This window comes from Trichococcus collinsii (assembly GCF_900107505.1).
Lineage (GTDB): Bacteria > Bacillota > Bacilli > Lactobacillales > Aerococcaceae > Trichococcus > Trichococcus collinsii.
The window spans coordinates 418,777-443,576 of the sequence record NZ_FNQH01000003.1 but is presented as its reverse complement, the minus strand read 5'-3'; the positions used below and the strand labels follow the sequence as shown (position 1 = coordinate 443,576).

Sequence of the window (24,800 nt, the reverse complement as noted above, 5' to 3'; positions counted from 1 at the left end):
CTCCTCCGGCCAACATTCGCTCCCAGGAGTTGAATTACCCGGCGCTATCGTCTCCTCCGTCAAGAGCTTCTCTCGTCGGAGGTGGGTTGCGCTTGCCTAGATGGCAAATATATAAATGTCAAAAAGACCAGCGAGGTGAAGGCCTCACTGATCTTTTTAAGCCCGCATTCAAATGACGCATTTACATGTAACAGCAAATAAAAAAATAGCCGGATACTCGCGAAAAAATCGCATGGTATACGGCTATTTGCGGCGCGCACCTCTAGGTGAGCTTTTTTCTATATTTCGGGCTTACGATCTTTTCAATTCTTCCGATATTTGTCTTCGATGATCCGGTGATTGTCGTGGTTGATTTTGTTCCATTCAGTCTTCTTGTAGTGGAGGGATTTCAAAATGCTGTTTGTCCTATCCGGATCATATTCCCTGAACCGTTGCAATTGGGCCCATTGCTTCATTTCTTCATGCTCGGGATGCGTTTCATCACGATAGATTTTCAGAAATTCATAGAAACCATCAATGCCGCCGACGTCTTCGGGAGGTGCTGATTCGGCACCGTCCAGCAAAGTCGGATAGCCGAAATAGTAGTCTTCCACGATATTTTCGAGTGTGATTATGAATTTCCAATCACTCCCAAAGTCATAGAGGTAATGAATTTCTTTGTGCGCTTCGAGAAACTTGTCGATTTTCAATCCGGTCGGTTTGCGAATTTCGATCTTCAAGCGCTCCAGGTAGGCTTCCTCATCGTTCGTGACAGCCAATTTTTCTGGCGGAAAATCAAAACGGAACAGATGATAGCCGTCTGACGGATAGCCGCTTTGGAAATTTGTCACCGCTTGGATCACGTCATGAAGACGGTTGAACGTCGCATCCGCTGGCATGATCACCCTGCGCCAAATCAAAGGATTGGAATCCACAAGTTCTATTTTGATGATGTATGCTTTCATAAAGTATTATCCTTTCCTCCTTCAAATCCATGGGTGTCACTTCTTCCATCGCATCGCGTCGATATGCGATTGTTTCGTCTGGGCGTCAGCCAGAGCAAATCTGCTGAGATCGTTGTAGATTTGGTTGATTTCCCAGATGTTCAGTCTGTTTGCCAGAGAAGTCAGATCCTGGTTGATTTCCCTTGTCAGCACATTCCGGTTCATGACTTTCACTTCCGGTGAGCGGACGGACATTTTTTTCAGCACACAGCGTTCACTGAAAATGATGTAAGAACGGAACACTTCGCTACCCAACCCAAGGTGACTTTTCAAGTGGCTGATGTGCTTCTTATTTTGCCAAATGGGATTGTAAAATCGGTACTTTTTCCCGCCTTTGAGCGATTGGGTCCAGTTACGGCTATCTTCGTCACCGAAAATCCAGCCACTGTAATTCTTCGATTCGAACACATAAATACCGGTTTCAGAAATCATGATGAGGTCAATTTCAGTGGTGGTGCCGTCTCTTTTCGGCAAATAGACATTCGTTAATAATTTGTGTTGCCCATCCAGACGTTCTAAAGAACGATAAATCAGATACTCCCCTTTGCGACCGGGATCTGTTAGTATATCAAAAAAGCTGTGGCCACTTGCGTCTTTGTAGCCGGAAGAATTGAAACGTTTTTTCTGATACAGATGTGCAATATAGAACGCCAAGAATATAAAGAGTAATGAATCCAAATTAGTTAGCTCCTCTCATATGAGTAATGACGTTTCATTGAAGCACATGCCTATATAAAAAACATTGTATTTCATAGGAATACCAGCCCAAGTATGGCTTCTTCGGAATCGGAGCCTCTCATCTGGGCTGTCCTACCGTGAAAATTATCCTCGCCGAAGAACAGCATTTCCCACTAAGGTCACCTGCGATAAACACGGCTTCGCCAGAGGTACGGTATCTTCTACAGATGGATGCTCCCACCAAGCATAATCATTTTTTCAGTTTGGGGTACTGTGAGATTGTTTGCATGCAATCGTTGAGCTTATTTAGTTGAACCCGCTCTATATCTCTGCACTAACACAATGATTGCAGGCCCGTATTTCTCGCACTTAACCTCCCCAAATCCTGAAATCTTCCTGAGCTCATCAAGATTCCGAGGCATACCAGCAACCAACGCATCCAACTGTGCATTGCTGTAAATATGATAGGGCTTTACACCCTCCACTTTACTGGTCTCATGGCGATATCGCTTCAGTTCCTGATAAAGCGGTGTTTCTTCGACAGCAAGTTCAGCTTGAGGAGTTTCTTCAGCCTGTTCAGTATTATCTTCCTGAAAATATTTCTTTGCATAGTCGACAGTATTTTCCTTATGTAGGCTCATGAAAAAGTCAGCTATCTGATACATCTCTTTTTCCGACCATGCCAAATCTTTGCTTTCCCTAATCCGATTTTTGATGTGGGCAATCAGTTGATCGCTGCGAATGATCTGATCTTTGATTGCTTTGGTCGCGTTCTTCACGTTTATGACGGTTTTAGGGTTTGCTAGCACGATTACGGACTGGTAGCTTTTTTCGAAATATTTTTCGAATGTAGTCCGTGAAACAAAATTTTTTTGATTTGCTGATCCGATTTTTTTGATCATCTCCATATGCCGCGTGTTTTGCGTAATGGGACTATAGATGCCTTCCTTTTTGCGTTTTCCGTTGAAGTCCAGCTCGCGGATGAACTCCCCCCGGCTGTTCACTTCGAGGTTGCCGAAGAGGTTCTTGCATTCGATGACTAGGCAAATCTTCGTGGTGATGATGAGGTAATCGATCTGAACCGACAGTCCCTCGTGCTCGAGGCGCAGATTGTGCAGGACGATAATCGGCAGGTAACTATTGTTCAGTTCAAACGCGACATTCTCCTCCCCAGCGATGCCGTACGCGAGTAGCCTCATATCGCGCTCAATCTGCGGCTTCACCCTATCCGGCGCGGTGGCGTATAGCTGCTGCAATCGCTCCAGTTGCTTTTTTGCATCGCTGTCGGCTTTATAAAAATCCGGTTTCTTCAAACCTACCGGCTTTTGCGTAACCAATTCTTTGAATGAATCAAAAACTCCCATTGTAATCCTCCAATCACTTTTGCGTTATTTTATAATACACCGGCTTGTCAATCACTCGCTCGTGAATGAGCAAATGCGTTCCAGTGCCTACCTGAAAATGGCTGGCTCAACCACACAAATGCCCCTGCCTTGCAAAAAGTTCATTCAGAATAAAAACAAAATACCTTGCAAATCAGAGGGCTTATCAATTATGCTTTTCAACTTAATACAAACAATTATTTCACCCTCAATTTTACTATATTCAAACGGAATAGACTACGATTAAAAGAAATTATTGCAATACTCCTAACTAGTGATCATCGGGCAGATACCTTCCCGCCGGAAGAAAACACCCAAAAAGATGATCAACTCCGACTACGGAGGATTCGCCGGAGTTGAGCCACTTGGATAACCTTCTCCTTCCAACACTTGTATGGTTGGAGAACTACTTATTCTCGGGAAAGCACCATCACGGCAACCCCCAGCGAAAATATGGCAGTGAATGGATACGGGATTGGTTATTCTTTTAAGACTTATTTTCCCCAAATTAGGATCACAGCGGTAAAATTGTATATAAGCTCAATAATCCATAATAAAATCTCAAAGATGAATATGAAAAAAGATTCGTCCTACGGGCGTATAGAGCGCTCTCTAATCAAGCTAAATTACAGCCAGAGTAACTGCTGTTACATATAAGTTTTTCTTTTTTGACGCATGTTGATCACCTCTCTTAAGATAGAGTTCTTATGAAATGCCAATTTAATCGGGGATGCTCGGAAAGTGCGATGAGGTATTGTCTTCAATAGTTCGTAATTTTTATGCATAATTTTATTCGGATAATCATCGGATATCTTTTATTTTAATCGTTGCAATTATTTAACCGTAGGATTCGGTCCAACATATTTTCACCGATTCATTTGCAGTGATCGTAAAGGGGGAAAAGTAAATGGATAAGATGCAGGAGTTGTTAGATGATTTATACCTGGTATGTCAGCCAATCGTGCTGTGTTCACAGACAAATAGTATAGATGGGTACGAAATTTTATTAAGATCAAAAAAGCTGTGTGCTTTCCCTGAAAAAATGTTCCTTTGGTTCATTGAGAAGGAAGAACGCAATGCCAAGTTGATGGCTTATTATTTTAGGGAACTGACAAAATTAATAGATAGCCACTGCAACACCAAATTATCGCTGAATTTGCATCCAAAACAGTTACAACATCCTTCAACTTGGGGGTTTTTGGACAATATTTCCTCGATGAAAGGAAATGTCTCAATCGAATTGACTGAGCATTACTGCGAATTTGACCCAATCGAAGGAGCCAATCACCTCCAAAACTATATCTCAAATCTAAAGGATAAAGGTTTTTCATTAGCAATTGATGACATAGGGAGTGGCCAAAATAACTTTGAATTAATATCAAAAAACATTCAAAATATTCATACTATTAAAATCTCATTGTTAAATTTCAAAAACCTCAATGAAGACATCATGTTCAATTTCTTGACCAGCTGGCATAATTTGTCAAACCATTACCATCTTAAAATGATTGTTGAAGGAGTCGAGTCAGAATGCACCAGCAACAAGCTTAAAAAATTAGGGATGGTCTACCAGCAAGGCTATTATCATGGGAAAGGCCAAGTACTGAGCTGAAATTTTACGGCCGGAGCAGCGGCCAAGCATTTTGCTCTCTCTCCTCCGATGGGAGGCGCCGTCGTCGTAGTTGGCGCAGAATTCTGGGGCTGTCCTCCGGGCAGCATTCGCTCGCAGGAGTTGAGCTACCCGGCTCAGCACTGTCTTCCGATGATCGCTCTGCTCATCGGAGCTGACACCCAGCTCACGACAGAAGATCTCTCGCCGAAGAAAAACATCAAAATTGAAAAAGGAGACCATTACCGCTATATGGGTACTGGTCTCCTTTTTCGGAACTAATTTCCGCGCACTAATAGCTCACGCCTCATTTAACAAATTCTAAATCTCATTAACTATCCTATTCTCCCATCACCATCACATGGCAAGTGCGGTTGCGAACCCGATTTTGATCAAAATCAATAAAATAGATATATCCTACCGATCCAATTTCCAATTTTCCTTCACTGAGAATAAAACTTTCACTAGCGCCGAAGAATGATGCACGGATATGGGCATCACCATTCAGAATGGTTCCAGGATCACTTGGGTAATTCGGATCATCCAATTCCATCAAAAAGTCCAAATGTTTCGGTCCTGGATAGCGATAATTTGTATTTTCGGATAGTTCTCTAGGAATAATCCGATCCAAGATTCGGTTCAGGTCAACATGCAGAAATTCGTCCCCATTGAAATCCGTATCGTGAACATATTCCTCGAAAATGACAGAACAGGTTGTATGAGGGGATTGTATCACGCAAACCCCATTGGTTATGCCGCTAGTAGCGATGATCTGTTTCACGTCATCGGTTATATTATGATAAGTGACCCTACTGCCATTGGAAGTCAATGTCAGCTGCTTTTTGACGAATTTCATTTGACCGCCTGCCCTTCTTTAATTTCTACAACCTTTTCGATCATCTGACGCATGATGTCGGCTGGATCTGTTGCACATACAATACCACTCGTTCCTCCAGTGCCGTCCGCACCAGTCAGTAAAGCATCCTCCACGTCTTTAACAGAAGATATCCCCGCGGCTTGCAGCATCAGGATATCCGGATTGATTTCACGAACTACCTTGTTTGTTTCGATTTTATAAGAGTCATCACTGGCTTGGCCCGTTCCGATAAGGGCTGTAGGCTCACAAACCATCACATCCGGTGAAAGCAAGGCAATAGCGCGGGCTTCTTCAATAGAGTCTGCACAAGCAATCGTCAAGATACCCAGTTCGTCCGAGCGCTTGATTGCTTTGACCAGTTCTCCCAATTCCATCTGGTGTTCCGCGTGATTCAAGAAGGTTGCATCAACTCCAGCTTCACTTAAAGCTTCTGGCAAAATGTATCCCATGCCTCTGCCGACTTGGATTCCATCAAGATGCTGAACCGTGATAAATATATGCTCCGTGGCCTGACGAATTTTAGTGACATCCACATGCTGAACTGTAAAAAGAATATCAATATCATGTTTTTCAGCTAAAGCATCTGCTGCTTGTGCCAATGATAAAGCTTTTTCCCCATACAAATATGCCTTTGGATTCACAACGAAAAATGGTGTTCTGAGTTTGCGTTTAGTATTCATAGGTACCTCCTAGCCTTCATAAGATTCAGTATGAAAAACAGTATAGTAGTGTGTCAACATCTCTTCCATCCCTCGATTAGCGGCCAGTTTCAGTTCAAAATAATCTTTTGGATCAGCTTCTTGAATGTCATTCAGTGCTTTGGTAATGAAATCAGTGAAAATATTAATTTTGCGTATACCGCCCAATGCACAGCGCTCCAAGTTCTCATCCCCAGAAGAAGAACCCCCATGCAAAACAAGCGGGACATCAATTGCTTCATGAATATTTTTGAGTACTGAAAAATCTATCTTTGGAGTGCCCACATAATGACCATGAGCCGTTCCGATGGATACTGCCAACGAATCAACACCAGTCAACTGAGCAAAAGAGACGGCCTCTTTCGCATCCGTATAAATCGAATCACTCGTTCCGGTTGCTTCCAAACTGTTTCCGGAGCCGACATGCCCAATTTCAGCTTCGACAACAACTCCGAATTGATGCGCAAAGTCTGCAATAGCTTTTGATCGACGAACATTTTCTTCAAATGAATCTTCTGATGCATCTATCATCACCGAAGTGAATCCTAATTCAATTGCGCTCTTAATAAATGCTTCATCCTGTCCATGGTCCAAGTGCAATGCAACTGGAGATATACTTTTTTCCGCCAAATACTTCCCAATCAAAGCAGCTTCTTCCAGACTCAACACGTCGCTATGGGATTGGGCAAAAGCAAGAATCAAAGGTTTCTTCAGCTTTTCAGCTGTCTGAACATATATACGAGCACTGTCCAGATCGAAAAAATTGGCTGCTGGTATGGCAAAATTGTCTTTTTCTGCATAATCGAACATTTCTTTTGTCGTTACAAGCATATTCCGAATCCCTACTCTCTGATTTTTTTCTCAATCTCAGCGTACATCTCTTCCGTACCGAATCCAGTCAATAAAGGGAGACCCATAATGACTTTATTTTTGATGGAATCTGGCACTACCGTAGTGCTCACTATGATGTCATAGTCATCAATCCGCTTCATTTCATCTGCAATTTTGGATTGGTACAACTTCACATCATCCGTTAGCCCTTTACTGCGCAACCACTCTTTTACTTTATTCGTCACTATGGTTGATGTCGCTACACCTGTACCGCACATAATTAATAATTTTTTCATTTTGAATTCCTCCTATTTAGTTGCTTCCGCTGCCCGTCTACTAGGCATGATTTTATTGACGTACACTAACCCCATAAGTACTATCGTACCGATTAGAGCCAATCCTCCCCAACTCAACACTTGCGTCAAGCCGACGTACATCCAGGTTGTCCATAAGCCACCTTCAGCTAATGCAGTGATCATGGCATTTCCTTGTAGATCAAAGTTTGCTGCTTGTGCAGAGGCGGTTACTAATGGTGCTACCCAAGATGTGATGTACAAAATGCTGACCATGTAAAGAGAACCTGCAATCACCGTACGAATGATGTTTCCATTAAACACAGCCGCCATCAGACAGATCAGGAACGGAATCGTTGCCAAATCTCCGAACGGTAATGTTGTGTTTCCAGGCAAAATGACTGCCAACAAGATTGTGACCGGCACCAACAGCAAGGAAGAAGATAACACAGCGGGATGGCCTACCGACAAAGCAGCATCCATACCAATATATAATTCGCGGCCCGGGAAACGTTTTCTTACGAATTCATTTGCTGCTTCAGAAATCGGCGTCAACCCTTCCATCAGCAATGCGACCATTTTTGGCATGATGACCATGACAGCACCCGTTTTAACAGCCAACTGACCGGTTCCGGCTACATCATATCCCGCCAAAACTCCGATGACTAAGCCGATCATAAAGCCCATAACGGTTGAATCACCGAAAACACCAAATTTATTTTGAATCGTTTCGGGATCGGCCTTCCAATCTTTAATCCCTGGAATTCTGTCGAATAACCAGTTCATGGGAAGTGCAAAAACAAATCCTGGTGCAGCCGTCCCATGAGGGAAAGTGATGTTCGGGAAGCCATAGAACTTATTGATGACTGGCCCCAAAATGTCCCCCATCAACAAAATCATCATCAAATAAATGACTGTTGCGGCAATTCCCATCGCAAAGTTATCTGTCAACGCATAAACTAATGAAGCAATAAAGGCTGCATGCCAGATATTCCAAATATCCACGTTCAATGTTTTCGTTAACCCAACGATAATCAGGATGACATTGACAGCAACACCTATCGGAATAGCCAGACTCCCCAGAATCGTCCCATAGGATATAGCAGCCGCAGCCGGCCAGCCCACATCGATTGTAGTGAGCGTCAGCCCAAAGCGTTCCACCATTTGTTGAGCCGCTGGTCCTAAGCTGTTGCCCAATAGATCGATTACCAAGTTCAACCCTACAAATCCAACACCTACCATCAATGCTGACGTGAGTGCTTTTCCTGGCTTTGTTCCCAATATCAAACCAAAAATGAATATCAAGATCGGTAAGACAACTATGGACCCTAAATCCACAAACCATTGCAATGCATCTAACATTTCTTTTCCTCCTAGCTTAATCCATATTTTTGAATGATTTCTTGATACGCTTCCTTCTGATCAACTTTCATCAATAACTCCAAAACACCTTCTTGTTGGAACATTTCAATCAAACGTTGAAGCATTTCCAACTGTTCATGAGGCTCTTTCAGTGCCAGCATAAATAGCAGCGATACGGGGACCTCTTTGTCATTCGTTCCCATTTCTAAAAACGACAATGGTTCCTCCAGAGACATGAACCCCACCTGAGATTCTTTTACATATTCACTGTCAGTATGGGGGATGGCTACCCCAATACCGTTAATTTCCAAACCTGTGGGAAAAATTTCTTCCCGTTTGATGATATTGGCTAAAAAATCTTGATTGACACAATTGTTTTCCAATAATTCGTCTGCCAACATTTGAAATGCAACTTCCTTAGAAGACACATTCTTTTTTAACAACGCAATCTGATGGTTAAAAAACATGCCCCGTTCCTCCTCTCAGAAGCCGCTCGTACAACTCCTCTTTGTTCTTACTTTCTACAACCCACTTTATTTCCTCCGGTGAGTTAAAAAGATCATAAATCGATGCAATCAATTCTTTTGCTTCTGTCATGTCTTCCTCAGCTATTGCCAATAAGACCACCAATTGGACTCGGCTCATTCCCCACTTGATAGGTGATTCCAAAGCCATAAACGTGACCTTGGTTCGTATAACCGTTTGTGGTTCAGCATGGGGAATGGCAACACCCGTCTTCAATCCCGTACTGCCCAACTCTTCCCTTTCAAAAAGTGTCTTTTTGAAGTCACTCGTCACAAACCCTCGCTCAAAATAATCATCGGCCAAGTAATTCAGAATTGATTCTTTCGTTTCGAATGCCTGCTTCACATACAGGAAGTCCTCATCCAGATACTTACTGAGTACTGTCGAATTCTGATATTGTTTCGAATGAAAACTCTTTTCATGCTGACTCAAGTTGCTTATATAGGCAGATATTTTGCCGATTTCTTCCGGTGTAGGCAGAGCTGAAACATACATAACTTCTACTGGCAAAGTAGCCAAGGGAATGGTCGAAATGATCAGATCCACATTCGTCAAAGATGCCTTATGCAGTTTATCAGAACTGGTAATTTCCAATATCACATCAGCCGTCACATTTTGCTTCACGCGATTAAAAATCAATTCGGATGTGGCCAGCCCTGAATGGCACACGATCAAGATATGCTTTGTCACCCTGATTCTTTCAAATGCCAATTGAAAATGGATTGTCAAAAAAGTCACTTCATCCTCGGTCAGCGATACTGCATATTCCCTCTCGAGATCCCCAATCACAAATTTGGTCAACGTAAACATCGTTGAATATTGCTTCTTGATGCTATCCCTAAGTGGATTGATGACAAGAATGTTATTTCTAAGGCGATGGATCATCGGAACGATGTGGGCTATCAAAGCCTGGACAAGCAATTCGTTGTCTGTCAGATCAGCATCCAATAATTCCGACATTTTCCGGATCAGCTTATTGGTGACCAACAACATTTTGTCTTTATTGTTTGTGACCTTCAGATAAGGCTCTACACCATGAGCCAACAACAAGGAACAAATATATTGCACATCTTCATCCGTCAATTGAATCAGCAGTTCGACAGCAGCTTTTTCTGCAAAGGAAATTCCCTGCATATAGAGTTTCATCCGATTCATTTCGTCAAAAACCAATTTTGACTGTTGGACGATATGATAGCCCAATTGCGCACGTGACAAGAAAATTTCAAGCGAAAAAAGTAATGAATCCACAAAGTAACTATTCAACGGACGCCCCAACAAAATGGCCAAATCTGAGACAAAGAGTGAGACAAGAGCCACCGTCTTCTCTTGAAAAATACTCTGAATAGCAGGTGCATCCAGATTTGAATTATCGATGTAATGATCCAACAGTGACTTGAACACACGTTGCCTTGAACACTCGTCCGAGTCCAGAATCAAGTGTGAATGGGTCAGATATGCGTTCACTTCATGATCCTGGCAAAACCGGATAATTTCATCCACATCTTTCTTGATTGATTGATGACTGACGAAAAAATAATCTGCAAGACCTTGATACGTCATCGGTTTATCGGAAAAAAGATAGTTTGCGAAAATAAATACTTTTCGATATTCCGGTGAGTATTCATCGAATGATATTGTATTTTCGACAAATAAGCTCGTCACCTTTTTCCTCGCATTGCTTTCGCCTTCGATTTTGATGCCCTTTCGTGGTAAGCGGGAGATGTGTAACCCTGTTCCCTCCAACTTCTCTTCCAAATGAGTCAAATCTGTATAGATTGTTTTCGAAGAAACGTATAGTTTTTTTTGAAAATGTACCGCTGGTAAATACTCTGTTTCTTCCAACAGCAATTGCAATAACCCTTGTTCTCTTTTACTTAATAACATTTTCCCAAACCACCTCCGGAAGCGCTTCCTTGATTCTCATACTATCCCACAATAAGTATTCCGTAAATAATATCTCGCTACCACATTAATGTGGAAACACGAACAATCGCTTATGCCATCATGTTCCTGCGGTTGATGTTGTTCTATCTATTTATTTATTTAACAGAGTTCCACACGTCAAATACCCCTGATAAAATGTCCACAAAAGTAATTGCGTCCCATCATATCGGAGGTATTAAAAGTACTGTACTATTTTTTGTTGTAGATGCTTTGCTCCTTTTTGGGGTGAGCCTCATCGGAAATCGGCGCAACTTTAGCGTTTACTAGACGTTCAGAGTTCGAATGATGTCGCCCGTTGCATTCTCGTACTTATCCAGATTCTCTCTTACGATGTTCTCCGCGATAAGATCCGTGATTACTTGCATATCTATGCGTTTTAGATCGGATTTTTTGATCGATACCGCGACGCCGCGGCGCTTCAGCTCTTCGATGTTTTCGGTGTCTTCCAGTACGCCTTCCATTTCGATCAGCACCAGATTCCTCTTGGAAAGCAGGGCTTCGGAGATGGTACCCCAGCCGGCTTTGGCGATGACGATGTCGCTGGCGGCGAGGTAGTTGTGGGTGTCGAAGGTTTCGATTGGTAGTTGGATGATTTTGGCGTTTCCGGTTGCGGTGATATTGATGCCGCTGGTTGTGAAGATGGTGCCGTCGTAGTTGTCGATCTTGATATTTTTCAGGTCTGCTGATTTACCGCAGGTGATGAAGACGCTCGGGCCGTATTGGGCTCTGATGGCTGCAATGCGGTCGTTATCGAAGCGGCGGCAGATGAAACCGATTTGTTTTCTTGGGACGGGCATTTTGGGCGCCGGCAGCATCAGGTCGTATTCGATCAGCATGTCGAGTTTGGCGTAGACTTCCCGGAATCTGTCGATGATGGTGTCGGAAAGACCAAGGAATTCGTACTGCTCGCACCAAGTGAAGTTGGCGATGCCGATATTGCGCACCCCCAGTTGTTCCCCGACTTGGATGCCGATGGCGCTGATGTCACTGATGACGCAGGCGACGGGCAGATCGCGCAAAATGGCGACTTCCGCGGCGACGGCGGTATCCCAGCTGACCATGAAATCGGTCAGCTCGTGCTCGAGTCGCGGGATGTCGACCTTCAGACTGTTGTCCTTGTTGACGAGGCCGACCTCGGTGCGGATGTCCCTATAGGTCACGCGGTCGCCGAAGCGCTCGAGATAAACGCGGGCGAAACTGTTCTGAAAGGCGCCGCTCGCCAGATAAATCAGATGATCGGTCGTCTCCAAAAGTTCCTCGATGATCGCCAGGCAACGGGTCATGTGACCGAAGCCGTGGGATGATGCGTAAAATGCAAGGTATTGGTTGTTCATGGCGGGTCTCCTTTTTTGTATATTTTTTTTATCGGGCGGCCGACCTCCTCCGATGAGGATGACCTTCGCCGGAGGAGAGCATCCAAAAAGACAATCACCTCCGACCACCGCGGCTTCGCCGGAGTTCAGCCGACCGTAAGACTGTCTCCTCCGGCTAACGTTCGCTCGTCGAAGTTGAGCTATCTGGAGCAATGTCGTTCTCCGGCGGGAACCCGCTCATCGGAGATGCGCATTCGGCGCGGCCACGCGCCACACCATCGGGTGTACTATAAACGCTTCTGATTCATTTCTTTCCATCTGTTTTCCACAAACAGAAGATAAATACTAATCCCGAGTGAAGCGCCGCTGCTGTCTATCAAAACATCCAGCAATTTGGGTGTGCGGCCGGGGACGAAGGCTTGGTGGAGTTCGTCGGTGATGGCGTAGCCGATGCAGAGCAGCAATGTGAATAATAGACCCTGCTTACCCATCAACCCAATCCGCCTCATTGCAAACAAAACAATGATTCCCAACACGAGATAGGCCAGGAAATGGGCGCATTTGCGGATGAAGTAATTCAATGATACGACATTCACGTCAGGCCGGAATTGTTGCGCCAGTCTGACGATGACTGTCGTCACTTTTGTGCTCAGGATATTCGACTGTTCTCCGGGCTGTGCTGAAAGCTTGAAGATGATCGCCATCCAGAAGACGACCGCCAGCAGGATCAGCAGTTTGCGTTGTTTGGCTTTCATCATATCCACAGGCCTCCTTTATTTTCCATTTAATCAAAAAACGGGCTCCAGAAGAGCGTTTCGCTAATCCCTATTGATTGTTTTTCGCATACTTCGCTTCAACAGCCTCTTTTTCGGCTGCCCACCAGTCTTTATTTTCGGTATACCATTTGATGGTATCAGCCAAGCCCTCACGGAAATCAGTGAATTGCGGGATCCAACCCAACTCTTCGCGTAACTTCCTTGAGTCGATGGCATAACGCAAATCGTGCCCCACGCGGTCTTTTACATGATCATAAGCATCTTTTGGTTGATCCATAAGTTCCAGAATTAATTCAAGAACGTGCTGATTGTTTTCTTCCCCGTCGGAACCGATCAAATAGGTTTCTCCGATCCGGCCTTTCGTCAAAATCGTCCATACCGCCGAAGAATGGTCATCCACATGGATCCAATCACGTACATTTTTACCGTCGCCATACAGTTTTGGGCGCATGCCGGATAGGATATTGGTGATTTGGCGCGGGATGAATTTCTCGATATGTTGGTAAGGGCCATAGTTATTGGAACAGTTCGAAATGGTCGCGCTCAGCCCGAATGAACGCATCCACGCTTTGACCAACAAATCCGAGCCTGCTTTTGTGGCTGCATAGGGACTGGAAGGATTGTAAGCTGTCTCGGAGGTGAATTTCTCCCCAGGACCTTCCCCTTTTCCAGGCAAGTCCTCACGCAATGGCAAGTCACCATACACTTCATCGGTTGAAACGTGGTGATAACGAACGCCGTATTTTCGGCAAGCTTCAATCAAGGTGTAGGTCCCGATGATGTTTGTCTGAACAAACGGGAAAGGATCCTTTAGGGAATTGTCGTTATGCGATTCGGCAGCATAATGCACGACTGCGTCTGCCTCTTTGACAAGCTGATCCACTAACTCAGCATCCGTAATATCCCCTACAACGAGTTCGACCCGATCTGCCGGCAACCCTGACAGGTTTTTCCTATTCCCTGCATAGGTCAGTTTGTCCAGAACGGTGACGTGCACTTCGGGATGGTTATTCACTACGTAGTGAACAACATTCGATCCGATGAATCCGGCCCCTCCAGTAACAATAATATTTTTCATTTTTAATCTCCCAGTACTTCATTTCCACTGTAAAGGACTTCGGCTTATAGTCCAATACTAAAAATGTTTCCATAATATAAAAGATAGGCGCAGGCTGGGAATCCCAGCCTGCACCTCTCACTCCATTCAATATCCAGTCACCGCATACGCGAAAATAACTGGCTGCCGTGCCGCTTATCCAACCAGCTCATCGGATGTAAAGATTCGTCTCTGATGATCGGTTTTCTTTCCTGAACTGAGAATCCGAAAAGACGATTACCTCCGACCACAACGGCTTCGCCGGAGTTGGGGCGTCTGCAAATGGGCTACCTCCGACGAAAACTTTCTCCTCGGAGGTAGCTCATCGGCGGGAGTGTCTCCTCCGATAAGAGCGCGCTCATCGGAGCAGGCGCCCCTGGCACACCCTCGGGCGTGCTTTCGTTTATGGCAGACACCAAAAAAACCGCATCTTTCTTTTACCGGGCACTCCTACAACGCTGAAACGGTCGTATCAGCCAATGTCGTATCACTTTCGTTCTCACCGGACAGTTCTTTCCCAAGCGCAATAATATATTCCTTCAACTTATGCTTAATTTCCGGGTGAGTCAGACCATAGCCGATGCTGGTGGTCATGAAGCCGAACTTGTCACCGACGTCGTAGCGGGTTCCTTCGAAACGTTTCGCGAAGACGCGTTGGGTTTGGTTCAGGGTGTCGATGGCATCGGTCAGTTGGATTTCGCCGCCTGCTCCAGGAGTCTGGTTCTCCAGGATTTCGAAGATTTCAGGTGTCAGCAGGTAGCGGCCGATGATGGCCAAGTTGCTTGGCGCTTCTTCCGCTTTCGGTTTCTCCACGAAACGGCTGACATTGTATAAGCCTGGTTCCAATTCGGAAGCGATGTCGATGATGCCGTACTTGGATGTTTCTTCCTGCGGTACCGCCATGACAGCGATATTCGATGCATGCGTGCGTTCATAAGCGTTGATCAGTTGTTTCGCCAATGGCACTTCATCCTCCATCAGATCATCTCCAAGCATGACGACGAAAGGCTCTTGGCCGACGAAAGCTTTCGCCTGCAGGACAGCATGGCCCAGTCCCAAAGGATAGGCTTGACGCACAAAGTGGATGCGCACGCCCGTCGTTTCCTGAACAAGCGCCAACAATTCGTGCTTGCCTTTTTCGCGCAAGTTCATCTCCAACTCGACATTGGAGTCGAAATGGTCTTCGATGGCGCGCTTACTTTTGCCTGTTACGATCAAGATCTCTTCGATTCCGGATGCGATGGCTTCCTCGACGATGAATTGGATGGTCGGCTTATCGACGATCGGCAACATTTCTTTCGCCATGGCCTTTGTAGCCGGTAAAAAACGCGTGCCGAAACCGGCCGCTGGAATGACTGCTTTTCTGACTTGCTTCATAGTATTATTAGCTCCTTTAGTGTTCATTCGGTCAATGATACAAAATCCACAAACTTTAAAAATGATCTTATTCTGATTTCAAAATACCTCATATTATTATTTCAACTCGCCCCTAAATTTTACTTCATTTCAATTGAAATAACTATATCGATTTGCAATCCGGGGCAATAAGGAAACGATTACTTCTAATGAAAAATCAATCTCATTGAAATATGCAGATAAAAGTACGCACCAGCTTTCCGAGCCCGAGAACGCAATCGTCCGCTCTCCCATCAGGGTTGTTGCTCCGATAAGCGACCTTGCACCGGAGCAGGGCAGCACGAAAACTCATTACCTCCGCAAAGCGAGGCTTCGCCGGAGTTTGGCCGCCCTCACCCTAACCCTAACCAGCTCTGGCTAAAACATTTTCATCGGAGTTGCATCACCGGCATGAGTGTTGTCCTCCGGCAAGCAGGCGCTCTGCGGAGGGAGTGCCTCAGTCACACCCTTGGGTGTGGCCACTGTCGTGAAGTGGAAACTTCGTTGGTGCATATTTTTAATTGCAGTGTCCTTGGGTAGTAACATTGCCAACCCAAATTACCAGCAGTGACAACCGAGTTACTGTCAGTGCTAAACTAAGTTGAACAGTTTTCGATGAATAAGATTGAACACTTTCGCCAAAGAATATCTCCAATCCTGTATACTTTTAAAGGTATCTTAGGTTATTGGAGGACGAAAGGTGAAGAAAAAGTTAATGTTATATTTGGAAATTCAACAGATGAAGGAGCGGGACTTTTCGATCCAACAAATCGCAAGGCAGTTGAAGATATCTCGCACAACAGTTTATACCTACCTGGAGATGACGCCGGAAGAAGCTTTTGAATGGGTCAATTCTTTAGGCTCTCGGAAGAAGAAATTGGATCCCTACAAGGATTGGATTGTTGCTTGGCTTCAAGAGTATCCGCATCTGAATGCTTCTCAGATACAGGATTGGCTGCTCGAGAAATTCCCAGACTTCACCGTTGGTGAAAGCACGATGCGGTTATATGTGAATCAAATACGCGAAGAATATCAGATAGCTAAAACTAAAGTTGTCAGGCAATACGAGGCTGTTGAAGAACAACCGATGGGAAAACAGGTGCAAGTCGATTGGGGCGAAACCCGTCAAAAGACGCAGGATCAAAGAGAAATCAAATTATACTGCATTTGTTTCTTACTTTCCCATTCACGCTACCGCTATGTGGAATGGCAAAACCGCCCTTTTACAACACGTGATGCCATTCGTAGTCATGAGAATGCCTTCGAATACTTTGGTGGCATGCCGGAAGAAATCGTTTATGATCAGGACCATCTCATCACTGTGCGCGAGCACGCTGGAGATATGATCCTGACCGCTGAATTTCAAGCGTACAAACAGCAACGGAAGTTCAGAGTCCATTTATGCCGCAAAGCCGACCCCGAATCCAAAGGAAAAGTAGAGAGTACGGTAAAGTATGTGAAACGAAATTTCGCCGATAGCCGCATTTATACGACAATCGAGAACTGGAATGAGCGCTGTTTAGCCTGGTTGGAAAGAACGGGCAACCAAAGGGTTCATGGAACAACAAAAAAGAGACCGGTAGAAGTGTTTCTCCTCGAAAAGCAACACTTAAAACCAGTCTCTAAACTACTCTCAACCGAGAGTATCACCGGTTCAAGTATAACAAGAACGGTAAACAAGGACAATACGGTTTTTTATAAATCCAACCGTTATTCCGTGCCCCTAGGCACTTACAGACCGAAAGGCCTGAATACAGTGGCTATTGAAATCAAGGAAGATAAGAATGATCAAAAACGGCTTATTATCAGAAAACAGCCCGATGGGGAAATTCTGGCGAACCATCTGCTGGAAACTTCAACAGGCAAACTAATCAAAAATAAAAACCACTGCCGCGACCGTTCCAAAGGCATTCAAAGCTATAAGGAAACCGTTGCGCAGCAGTTCAAAGATTTGGAGCTTGCCTCACGGTACATTGATATCTTGATGGAGAAGTATCCGCGCTATAAAAGAGACCAACTGGCCGTTCTGCAGAAAGCGGCCCTCGAATACCCCACTGTCATTGATGAGGCCCTCCAGAAGTGTATGTCCGAACATCTGATGAGTGCGAATGACTTTACGGATGTGGCTAAATACTTGGCTGCCCCTCGGAAAGAGACGCCACCTGTTCCACCAGTAAAAGCGGTCCGATCGGACAGTGCTGATATCACCGTAGAGACGCACCCAATGAGTACCTATACGGAAATTCTGGGAGGTGCAGCTTCATGAATGATAGCATGGACGCGCTGCAAAGCCAGTTCAGACAGCTGCGCTTGGTGGAAACTGCGAGCGAGTTGCCCGAGCTGTTCCGTAAAGCCGAACAGGCCTCCTGGACCTATCGGGAGCTGGTGCAGGAGATTGTGTGCTTCGAATTAAGAAAGCGCGAGGAAAAAAGTGTTCAGAAACGATTGAAATGGGCTAAATTCCCGTACCACAAAACACTGACGGAATTCGACTTATCAGATCAGACTTCTCTGAGCAAACGGCAGCTTACCCAGCTCCAAGAACTTACTTGGCTGGAACAGCAGTATAATCTCATCTTTTTGGGTCCAAGCGGTGTGGGGAAAACGCACTTATCCATTGCCTTAGGCATGGAGGCCATCCAGAAGGGTTTTCAGGTGACATTCGTGACAATGGGAGAACTGCTCTCCCTTCTGAAAACGGAAGAATTCACGCGGAAATCGCAGGTCCAGCTCAATCGGATTCGAGCGTCTGATTTAGTGATCATTGATGATTTGATGTATATGGCAATGGATCAAAGAGAAGCTACCCTGTTTTTTTATTTGATCAATCATCTATATGAACGAATTTCGATCATTTTGACCTCAAATAAGAGCCCCGACCAATGGGGAGAATTATTGGGCGATGAGGGGGTCGCAATGGCTATCCTAGATCGTATTCTGCATCGAGCAGAGATTGTTCACATGAACGAAGCTAGCTACCGTATGAAACATCGCCAGAGCATGTTTGTGAGCGAAAGTGTTCAAAATTAATTGGCGTTAACTGTTCAATTCTACTTGACGCTGACAGTTACCACCAAATGACACCCAGGTTACCGCTGAACGCTACTCAAATTACCAGCAAGGCAAACATCATAGTTGTTTCACATTCATACCATTCAGCGGCGTGGCCAACCCTGCTATACAGCAATAGGCACAGCCCGGGTTATCAGGTTGTGCCTATTGCTTATGTGAACTTATGATTGCATTAAGCTTCGATTGCTAATGAGGCTGTAGGTTCGGTTGGATTTGTGCGGATGCTCAATTTATGGTCGACTTCTCTGAGCAGCAGATCCAGGAATTCTTGGTGGTAGGCTTCTTTCTTGCGTACAGGAACGTTTTTCATGAAGGCGGTCAGGTTCTCGATGGCATGGCTGAAATTACTTACGTCTTCATCCGTATTGAATATATACTCGCGGCGTATGTTCTCTTCTGTCTCCAAGTAGTAGACGAAAAATCTTTTGTCATATTTGCTGACACCACAGTAAGGTGCTACTAATTTAAAATTTGCCATTCTGTTGTAATCCCCCAATTATGTTATTTTTTTCAAGTTCATATAAAACGCTTACATTCAATGCAAAAGTAATAGTCCTTATCAGTTACCCCTCCCTATCAGTTATTCAGGATTGAGCATTCCATCTGTTGAATAGTTCCCCCCAAGTGATTTGTCGGTGTCAGCTTGCTTCTCTTTCTTCCTCAGGAATCGCCTCATGAACAATCAACTCGTACGCTTTGTCTTTGATGGTTCGTTCCAGGAATTCTTGGTGATAGAGTTCTTCTTTTCCATTCGGAACGTTGACCATAAACTCGAGCAAATTTTTTGCTGCGTTGTAGAAGTCCTGCGCATCCTTGTTGTTGCCAAAGACATATTCCCTCGCTAAATCTTCTGTTTGCAGATAATAAACGTTGACAGCATTACCTTCCATGTATAATCCACAGTAAGGCGAGACTACTTCAAAGTTCATTATGCATCCCCCCTAACAATAGTTTTAGAGCCTGCCAAAGGAAAGTATGCGCTTTCGTAGTATCGCAAAAATATAAATATCACCGGAAAACTTAAGCAACTTGCTATACTCGGGGGTATCGGAACACAGCCCTAGTTTAATTAAGTTTATTGAAATTCTATTTTTGCATTTACAATTTAGTTCGCTTTTCTTTCCTCAGTTGACCCTGTAGTTATAATAGCATAAGTATATACTGAATAAAATCAATTTTTCGTTTTTTTTTAAATTAATATTTTTAATATACAAACCATATAATTATGTCTATTATATCTAAACGGTACATTTGTTCAATCTAAAAAGAAATCAATTTAATGATGGTAGATCAAATTATTTGGATAAAATCAAGAGAAATAAATCAACAAAAATCCAGGAATAAAGTAAATGAGGAGTTAGTGTGTCATCACCGTATTGGTCAGATGCACTTTTCCTGGCGTTTTGAAAGTGGCACACAGCCGAAAAATGGCGTTTTTAATGCTTGACAAAACCAATCAGGTATTTTCAATTCACTTAAAAAGTAGCGTCAGCAAGAACAGTAACATATTTATTCTCGAAGGTTATATTTTCCCCAGCCTTATTGTAAAACGCTTACATCTAATGGGATAAGTACTCCAGAACAAGCGCAAAGTTGCAACTTATTCTGGATTCTTCCTAATCTACCGTTTAATTCTCATGGAACAAATCTCGAGTATATACCTTCGCTTCAACATCCTGCAGTTCAGATGCAAAACGGTTAGAGACGATGACATCTGAAAATGATTTAAATGCATCCAGATCTCTGATGACTTTTGAACTATAGAAAGTTTCGTCATCTAATGCTGGCTCATATACAACGACTTCAATCCCTTTTGCTTTGATGCGTTTCATGATTCCTTGAATAGAAGATGACCTGAAGTTATCTGAATCAGATTTCATTGTTAAACGATAAATCCCAACCACTTTTGGATTACGTTGAATAATCATATCAGAAATGTGATCCTTACGCGTACGGTTAGAATCGACAATTGCACCGATGATATTATTCGGAACATCTTCAAAGTTCGCTAGTAGTTGTTTTGTATCTTTTGGCAAGCAGTAGCCACCATATCCAAATGATGGGTTATTGTAATGCGTTCCGATTCTAGGATCCAGACCTACACCATCAATGATTGCTTTTGTATCCAAACCTCTAACTTCAGCATAAGTATCAAGTTCATTGATGTATGCCACACGCAATGCCAAATAAGTATTCGCAAATAGTTTAACTGCTTCAGCTTCCGTGGATTCCATTAATAATACGGGAATGTCCTCTTTCAGAGCGCCTTGTACTAGTAGACTTGCAAACTTTTCAGCGCGTTCTGATTTTTCGCCGACGATAATGCGTGAAGGATATAAATTATCATACAAAGCTTTACCTTCTCTTAAAAATTCAGGCGAGAAGATGATATTGTCTACTCCATATTTTTCTCTGATTTCCTTCGTATATCCAACAGGAATAGTTGACTTAATGATCATAGTTGCTTCCGGTCGATACTTCAGGACATCTTCAATGACTGATTCCACGGAAGACGTATTAAAGAAGTTTTTCTTCTCGTCATAGTTTGTTGGAGTAGCGATGACCACAAATTCAGAGTCCTTATAAGCATCAACTTTATCAGTGGTGGCTGTTAAGTTTAACTCTTTTTTAGCAAGGTATTCTTCTATCTCTCTATCTACAATAGGAGATTTTCTCTGGTTGATCAGATTAACTTTCTCTTCAACTATTTCCAAGGCTTTAACTTCATTGTTTTGTGCAAATAGTATTGCATTTGATAATCCTACATATCCTGTTCCTACTACTGTTATTTTCACTTTAACATCTCCCGTATTCCGGTTAATATCCATCGACTCAATGTAATGATATCCCTCCTCATTTACAAAACGAGGAGGGACATCATTACATTATATTTATTTTATAATTACAAAATACGATTACAATCATTTCCAAGCCCATTCCATATTTTTAACATCGTCATCCACAATCTCTGTTCCAATCTCAACTTCAATAAGTCTTAGATTCGTTATAGCTCGAATTGAATGCTTTTGACCTTTCAAAATATAGGCGACATCTCCACGTCTCACATTACGAACGTGATCGTCGATTACAACATCTCCTGAGCCATCAATGATTGTCCAAATTTCATCTCTTACAGCATGTTGCTGGTAATGGAGTGATTCTCCAGCTTTAATGAAAATACTTTTGGTCAAAGTTGAACTGCCATCTTCATTTTCACTAAAGTCAAGAACCTTGGAATCTCCCCAACCGGACTCTTCATACATGGGTCTTTTAGATAGACCTTCAACATAACTTTTCAATTTAGAACTTTCGTGTTTATCCGATACTAAAATACCATCCGGGCTTGCAGCTATTACCATGTTGTTTGCACCTAAAACAGTAATTGGTATATCCAATTCATTTATAACATGAGTATTATTAGAATCTTCAGATAGGACAACTTTACCAATAGCATTACTATCCATAACCTCCGTTAAGGTATTCCAAGTTCCTAAATCTTTCCAGATACCGGAATATTCAACCATTGAAATAGACTGTTCGTGCTCAATGACTTCGTAGTCGAAGCTTATTTTAGGAAGTTCTGCATACTGATTTCTGACATCTTCAAAATTACTAAATGAAATGTACTTCCGCAGAATATTCATGATATAGCTGGCCTTAAATGCGAAAACTCCACCATTCCACATAGCACCGTCTTCAATCAAAGATTTAGCGAACTCTTCAGTTGGCTTCTCTTGAAACCCCTGAACCTGTCCTGTTACTTGATTTCTTAGGATATAACCGTACTTCGCTGAAGGATAGGTAGGTTCAATACCCATCAGACCTATTTTTGCACTGTCACTTTCAATCATACTTTTCAGACTTTTCAGCGTATCAAAATATTCCAGTTCTGCGTAAGGGTCAACGGGAAGCACCACAATTGCCTCATCTTCATCCATATTTTTTTCAAAATATAAATAAGATGATGCCAAAGCTATCGCTGGGAACGTATCCCTTCTCTCTGGTTCCAGAACAACATCTATCAAGTCTCCGAGTTGACTCTGGATAGAATCTTTTTGGTTTTTGCCAGTTGCTATGACCAAATCAGCATCTATACCTGTTTGCCTGATTTGTCTATACACGCGTTGAACCATAGATTCTGCTTCGCCATTATCATCTTTTAAAAGCTTTAAAAATTGTTTGGAACGAATATCATTTGAAAGAGGCCATAATCGTGTTCCTGATCCTCCAGACAATAGTATAATCTTCATCACATATCCACCCTCTCCAAGTAATTATAATTCCAAATCTAAGTTCTGTTTAATTTGTAATTTTATATCTTCTAATTTTATTTGAGCAACATTCTCATCTGTAGCCTTAATAGAATAATAGATCTTTATTTTCGGCTCAGTACCGGATGGCCTTATCGCTACCCAAGATTCATCCTTCAACAAAAATTTGATTACATCCTCTTTTGGAAGACCATCGATTCCTACAGAATAATCTTTTACTGCTTCGATATTCTTAAAAAACTGATTGTCTAGCTTTCTAGTTTCAGCCATCAAAGTCTGTATTTTGGTCGCTCCATCTAACCCTTTTAATGTAACCGAGTCCAAGACGTCCATATAGTAACCATATTCCCCATAAATACTCTGTAACCTGTCCATCAATGATAATCCTAAGGTCTTATAGTAAGCTGCCATTTCACAGATTAATTTAGCCGCAACAACAGCATCCTTATCCCTTGCATGTGTCCCGATTAAATAGCCATAACTTTCTTCATATCCCATCACAAATTCGTTGTCCGAATCAGGAGCTGCTTCAAATTCATTAATTTTTTCACCGATGTATTTGAAGCCTGTCAATGTATCTAAAATTTTAAGACCTTTGTTGCTTGCAATATTAGCACCCAAATCATTTGTAACAATAGTTTTCACTAAAGTAGATTTAGCATTTACTTCTCGATTGTCCGTTACGAAATCAACCAGTAGCGCCCCTATTTGATTACCTGTTAACAATTTGAATTCTTCATTATGTTTAACAGCAACCCCTATACGATCACAATCCGGGTCTGTACCGATCACGATATCTGCATTTTCTCGTATTGCTTGATTTATAGCCATCTGCAAAGCCTTTTTGTCCTCCGGATTTGGTGAAACAACTGTACTGAAGTTACCATCAGGCAGTTCCTGCTCTTTAACAACAGATACATTATAATTTGTTAACGCTTGTCTTACAGGAATATTTCCTGCACCATGGATCGGAGTGTAAACTATATTTAATTCACCTTTAAAGATTGATTGTCTTCCTATTTCGCCAACAAATGAATCTAAAATTTCAGCACCGATTAGTTCGATTAATGCCGGATTTGAATTTATGGAAGTTATCCATTCAAAGTCAGTTACTTGATTGATGAAACTCGTGACCTCATTTGCATTATTTGGTGTTAATTGGCCACCATTATGATCATAAACTTTGTACCCGTTATATTCTTTAGGGTTATGACTTGCCGTGATGACAACCCCAGCATCGCACTGTAGATGCCTTACTGTATATGACAGCACGGGAGTAGGCATAGGAGCATCGAATAAATACGTTTTTATTCCTAAAGAGCTAAAAACGGAAGCCACATCTTCAGCAAATTGTTGTGAATTATTACGAGTATCAAATGCAACCACAACGCTTGGATTGGCTTTTTTTTGAGATTGAATGAAGTTAGCCAACCCTAAAGTTGCTTTTTTAACTGTGTAACTATTCATCCGATTTGTACCAGCACCCATAATACCTCTTAATCCACCAGTACCGAAAGACAAGTCTTTATAGAATCTTTCTTTGATTTCAGTATTATCCTCAATAATTGCCAACAGTTCTTCTTTTGTTCTATTATCAAAACCAGAGCCTTCACACCAATTTTTATATCGTTCTTTGTAATCCATCTGAAATTACACCCTCCTTAATCGTAGACATTATAAATTCATGTTTTTGAA

Annotated in this window: 23 protein-coding genes; 4 read left to right on the top strand and 19 right to left on the bottom strand. The window is 42.9% G+C overall.

Annotation, left to right across the window (positions count from 1 at the left end):
* Nucleotides 1-302 precede the first annotated feature (302 nt).
* The 3 genes from BLV66_RS09575 to BLV66_RS09565 form a co-directional block, all read right to left on the bottom strand.
* Nucleotides 303-944 carry a plasmid pRiA4b ORF-3 family protein gene (locus BLV66_RS09575; RefSeq protein WP_086985877.1) on the bottom strand — a complete coding sequence of 214 codons (642 nt, stop codon included), beginning with the start codon at nucleotides 942-944 and terminating at the stop codon, nucleotides 303-305.
* Between the two features lie 36 nt (nucleotides 945-980).
* The gene (locus tag BLV66_RS09570) at nucleotides 981-1,661 is read right to left on the bottom strand and encodes a nuclease-related domain-containing protein (protein WP_245826666.1); all 681 of its coding nucleotides are present in this window, start codon (nucleotides 1,659-1,661) and stop codon (nucleotides 981-983) included.
* A 302-nt stretch (nucleotides 1,662-1,963) separates the two neighbouring features.
* The gene (locus BLV66_RS09565) at nucleotides 1,964-3,025 is read right to left on the bottom strand and encodes an NERD domain-containing protein (protein WP_086985876.1); all 1,062 of its coding nucleotides are present in this window, start codon (nucleotides 3,023-3,025) and stop codon (nucleotides 1,964-1,966) included.
* A gap of 925 nt (nucleotides 3,026-3,950) precedes the next feature.
* Here BLV66_RS09565 and BLV66_RS09560 point away from each other — a divergent pair.
* Entirely contained in the window at nucleotides 3,951-4,655 is a 705-nt protein-coding gene (locus tag BLV66_RS09560; protein WP_086985875.1) for an EAL domain-containing protein, read from the top strand.
* A gap of 337 nt (nucleotides 4,656-4,992) precedes the next feature.
* On the opposite strand, the gene BLV66_RS09550 is transcribed toward BLV66_RS09560, so the two are convergent.
* From BLV66_RS09550 to galU, 11 genes are all read right to left on the bottom strand, one after another.
* On the bottom strand, nucleotides 4,993-5,508 hold the full coding sequence (locus BLV66_RS09550) for a YjbQ family protein (RefSeq protein WP_086985873.1): 516 nt from the start codon (nucleotides 5,506-5,508) through the stop codon (nucleotides 4,993-4,995).
* Nucleotides 5,505-6,209, bottom strand: a complete 705-nt coding sequence (locus tag BLV66_RS09545; RefSeq protein WP_086985872.1) for a triose-phosphate isomerase — start codon at nucleotides 6,207-6,209, stop codon at nucleotides 5,505-5,507. The genes BLV66_RS09550 and BLV66_RS09545 overlap by 4 nt, the downstream gene beginning before the upstream one ends.
* 9 nt (nucleotides 6,210-6,218) lie before the next feature.
* Nucleotides 6,219-7,058 (bottom strand): class II fructose-bisphosphate aldolase, encoded by an 840-nt coding sequence (locus BLV66_RS09540; RefSeq protein WP_086985871.1) that lies wholly within the window; start codon nucleotides 7,056-7,058, stop codon nucleotides 6,219-6,221.
* Between the two features lie 11 nt (nucleotides 7,059-7,069).
* Nucleotides 7,070-7,354, bottom strand: a complete 285-nt coding sequence (locus tag BLV66_RS09535; RefSeq protein WP_086985870.1) for a PTS sugar transporter subunit IIB — start codon at nucleotides 7,352-7,354, stop codon at nucleotides 7,070-7,072.
* A gap of 12 nt (nucleotides 7,355-7,366) precedes the next feature.
* The gene (locus BLV66_RS09530; protein ID WP_086985869.1) at nucleotides 7,367-8,713 is read right to left on the bottom strand and encodes a PTS galactitol transporter subunit IIC; all 1,347 of its coding nucleotides are present in this window, start codon (nucleotides 8,711-8,713) and stop codon (nucleotides 7,367-7,369) included.
* A gap of 11 nt (nucleotides 8,714-8,724) precedes the next feature.
* On the bottom strand, nucleotides 8,725-9,180 hold the full coding sequence (locus BLV66_RS09525; RefSeq protein WP_086985868.1) for a PTS sugar transporter subunit IIA: 456 nt from the start codon (nucleotides 9,178-9,180) through the stop codon (nucleotides 8,725-8,727).
* Nucleotides 9,170-11,122 carry a BglG family transcription antiterminator gene (locus BLV66_RS09520; RefSeq protein WP_086985867.1) on the bottom strand — a complete coding sequence of 651 codons (1,953 nt, stop codon included), beginning with the start codon at nucleotides 11,120-11,122 and terminating at the stop codon, nucleotides 9,170-9,172. The genes BLV66_RS09525 and BLV66_RS09520 overlap by 11 nt, the downstream gene beginning before the upstream one ends.
* Nucleotides 11,123-11,445: 323 nt before the next feature.
* Nucleotides 11,446-12,465, bottom strand: a complete 1,020-nt coding sequence (locus BLV66_RS09515; RefSeq protein ID WP_176974204.1) for a glycosyltransferase — start codon at nucleotides 12,463-12,465, stop codon at nucleotides 11,446-11,448.
* A 317-nt stretch (nucleotides 12,466-12,782) separates the two neighbouring features.
* Nucleotides 12,783-13,253 (bottom strand): VanZ family protein, encoded by a 471-nt coding sequence (locus BLV66_RS09510; RefSeq protein WP_218131830.1) that lies wholly within the window; start codon nucleotides 13,251-13,253, stop codon nucleotides 12,783-12,785.
* Between the two features lie 67 nt (nucleotides 13,254-13,320).
* Complete coding sequence (rfbB, locus tag BLV66_RS09505) at nucleotides 13,321-14,349, bottom strand: dTDP-glucose 4,6-dehydratase (protein WP_086985865.1); 1,029 nt, start codon at nucleotides 14,347-14,349, stop codon at nucleotides 13,321-13,323.
* 468 nt (nucleotides 14,350-14,817) lie between these two features.
* On the bottom strand, nucleotides 14,818-15,744 hold the full coding sequence (gene galU / locus BLV66_RS09500) for a UTP--glucose-1-phosphate uridylyltransferase GalU (RefSeq protein WP_086985864.1): 927 nt from the start codon (nucleotides 15,742-15,744) through the stop codon (nucleotides 14,818-14,820).
* Between the two features lie 733 nt (nucleotides 15,745-16,477).
* Between galU and istA the strand changes: the two genes are divergently transcribed.
* Both istA and istB read left to right on the top strand, forming a co-directional pair.
* Complete coding sequence (gene istA, locus BLV66_RS09495; RefSeq protein WP_245826677.1) at nucleotides 16,478-18,028, top strand: IS21 family transposase; 1,551 nt, start codon at nucleotides 16,478-16,480, stop codon at nucleotides 18,026-18,028.
* The gene (gene istB, locus BLV66_RS09490; protein ID WP_086985862.1) at nucleotides 18,025-18,792 is read left to right on the top strand and encodes an IS21-like element helper ATPase IstB; all 768 of its coding nucleotides are present in this window, start codon (nucleotides 18,025-18,027) and stop codon (nucleotides 18,790-18,792) included. The genes istA and istB overlap by 4 nt, the downstream gene beginning before the upstream one ends.
* 214 nt (nucleotides 18,793-19,006) lie before the next feature.
* Here the strand turns inward: istB and BLV66_RS09485 are convergent, their stop codons facing one another.
* Both BLV66_RS09485 and BLV66_RS09480 read right to left on the bottom strand, forming a co-directional pair.
* Nucleotides 19,007-19,312, bottom strand: coding sequence for a hypothetical protein (locus BLV66_RS09485; protein ID WP_086985861.1), 306 nt, complete (start codon nucleotides 19,310-19,312; stop codon nucleotides 19,007-19,009).
* A 160-nt stretch (nucleotides 19,313-19,472) separates the two neighbouring features.
* Nucleotides 19,473-19,763: a hypothetical protein gene (locus BLV66_RS09480; RefSeq protein ID WP_086985860.1), complete on the bottom strand. Its 291-nt coding sequence runs from the start codon at nucleotides 19,761-19,763 to the stop codon at nucleotides 19,473-19,475.
* Between the two features lie 350 nt (nucleotides 19,764-20,113).
* Between BLV66_RS09480 and BLV66_RS15585 the strand changes: the two genes are divergently transcribed.
* A complete protein-coding gene (locus BLV66_RS15585) occupies nucleotides 20,114-20,281 on the top strand; it encodes a hypothetical protein (protein WP_176974203.1) in 168 nt (55 codons plus the stop codon).
* 181 nt (nucleotides 20,282-20,462) lie between these two features.
* On the opposite strand, the gene BLV66_RS09475 is transcribed toward BLV66_RS15585, so the two are convergent.
* The 3 genes from BLV66_RS09475 to BLV66_RS09465 form a co-directional block, all read right to left on the bottom strand.
* The gene (locus BLV66_RS09475; protein WP_086986047.1) at nucleotides 20,463-21,629 is read right to left on the bottom strand and encodes a nucleotide sugar dehydrogenase; all 1,167 of its coding nucleotides are present in this window, start codon (nucleotides 21,627-21,629) and stop codon (nucleotides 20,463-20,465) included.
* Between the two features lie 126 nt (nucleotides 21,630-21,755).
* The gene (locus BLV66_RS09470) at nucleotides 21,756-23,084 is read right to left on the bottom strand and encodes a sugar phosphate nucleotidyltransferase (RefSeq protein ID WP_086985859.1); all 1,329 of its coding nucleotides are present in this window, start codon (nucleotides 23,082-23,084) and stop codon (nucleotides 21,756-21,758) included.
* A gap of 24 nt (nucleotides 23,085-23,108) precedes the next feature.
* Nucleotides 23,109-24,749: a phospho-sugar mutase gene (locus tag BLV66_RS09465; RefSeq protein ID WP_086985858.1), complete on the bottom strand. Its 1,641-nt coding sequence runs from the start codon at nucleotides 24,747-24,749 to the stop codon at nucleotides 23,109-23,111.
* Between the last annotated feature and the right edge of the window lie 51 nt (nucleotides 24,750-24,800).

Excerpts from the sequence above, each read along its gene's own strand:
- BLV66_RS09575 (WP_086985877.1), bottom strand. The coding sequence starts at position 944 with ATGAAAGCATACATCATCAAAATAGAACTTGTGGATTCCAATCCTTTG.
- BLV66_RS09565 (WP_086985876.1), bottom strand. The coding sequence starts at position 3,025 with ATGGGAGTTTTTGATTCATTCAAAGAATTGGTTACGCAAAAGCCGGTA.
- BLV66_RS09560 (WP_086985875.1), top strand. The coding sequence starts at position 3,951 with ATGGATAAGATGCAGGAGTTGTTAGATGATTTATACCTGGTATGTCAG.
- BLV66_RS09550 (WP_086985873.1), bottom strand. The coding sequence starts at position 5,508 with ATGAAATTCGTCAAAAAGCAGCTGACATTGACTTCCAATGGCAGTAGG.
- BLV66_RS09545 (WP_086985872.1), bottom strand. The coding sequence starts at position 6,209 with ATGAATACTAAACGCAAACTCAGAACACCATTTTTCGTTGTGAATCCA.
- BLV66_RS09540 (WP_086985871.1), bottom strand. The coding sequence starts at position 7,058 with ATGCTTGTAACGACAAAAGAAATGTTCGATTATGCAGAAAAAGACAAT.
- BLV66_RS09535 (WP_086985870.1), bottom strand. The coding sequence starts at position 7,354 with ATGAAAAAATTATTAATTATGTGCGGTACAGGTGTAGCGACATCAACC.
- BLV66_RS09530 (WP_086985869.1), bottom strand. The coding sequence starts at position 8,713 with ATGTTAGATGCATTGCAATGGTTTGTGGATTTAGGGTCCATAGTTGTC.
- BLV66_RS09525 (WP_086985868.1), bottom strand. The coding sequence starts at position 9,180 with ATGTTTTTTAACCATCAGATTGCGTTGTTAAAAAAGAATGTGTCTTCT.
- BLV66_RS09520 (WP_086985867.1), bottom strand. The coding sequence starts at position 11,122 with ATGTTATTAAGTAAAAGAGAACAAGGGTTATTGCAATTGCTGTTGGAA.
- BLV66_RS09515 (WP_176974204.1), bottom strand. The coding sequence starts at position 12,465 with ATGACCCGTTGCCTGGCGATCATCGAGGAACTTTTGGAGACGACCGAT.
- BLV66_RS09510 (WP_218131830.1), bottom strand. The coding sequence starts at position 13,253 with ATGATGAAAGCCAAACAACGCAAACTGCTGATCCTGCTGGCGGTCGTC.
- rfbB (WP_086985865.1), bottom strand. The coding sequence starts at position 14,349 with ATGAAAAATATTATTGTTACTGGAGGGGCCGGATTCATCGGATCGAAT.
- galU (WP_086985864.1), bottom strand. The coding sequence starts at position 15,744 with ATGAAGCAAGTCAGAAAAGCAGTCATTCCAGCGGCCGGTTTCGGCACG.
- istA (WP_245826677.1), top strand. The coding sequence starts at position 16,478 with ATGTTATATTTGGAAATTCAACAGATGAAGGAGCGGGACTTTTCGATC.
- istB (WP_086985862.1), top strand. The coding sequence starts at position 18,025 with ATGAATGATAGCATGGACGCGCTGCAAAGCCAGTTCAGACAGCTGCGC.
- BLV66_RS09485 (WP_086985861.1), bottom strand. The coding sequence starts at position 19,312 with ATGGCAAATTTTAAATTAGTAGCACCTTACTGTGGTGTCAGCAAATAT.
- BLV66_RS09480 (WP_086985860.1), bottom strand. The coding sequence starts at position 19,763 with ATGAACTTTGAAGTAGTCTCGCCTTACTGTGGATTATACATGGAAGGT.
- BLV66_RS15585 (WP_176974203.1), top strand. The coding sequence starts at position 20,114 with ATGATGGTAGATCAAATTATTTGGATAAAATCAAGAGAAATAAATCAA.
- BLV66_RS09470 (WP_086985859.1), bottom strand. The coding sequence starts at position 23,084 with ATGAAGATTATACTATTGTCTGGAGGATCAGGAACACGATTATGGCCT.
- BLV66_RS09465 (WP_086985858.1), bottom strand. The coding sequence starts at position 24,749 with ATGGATTACAAAGAACGATATAAAAATTGGTGTGAAGGCTCTGGTTTT.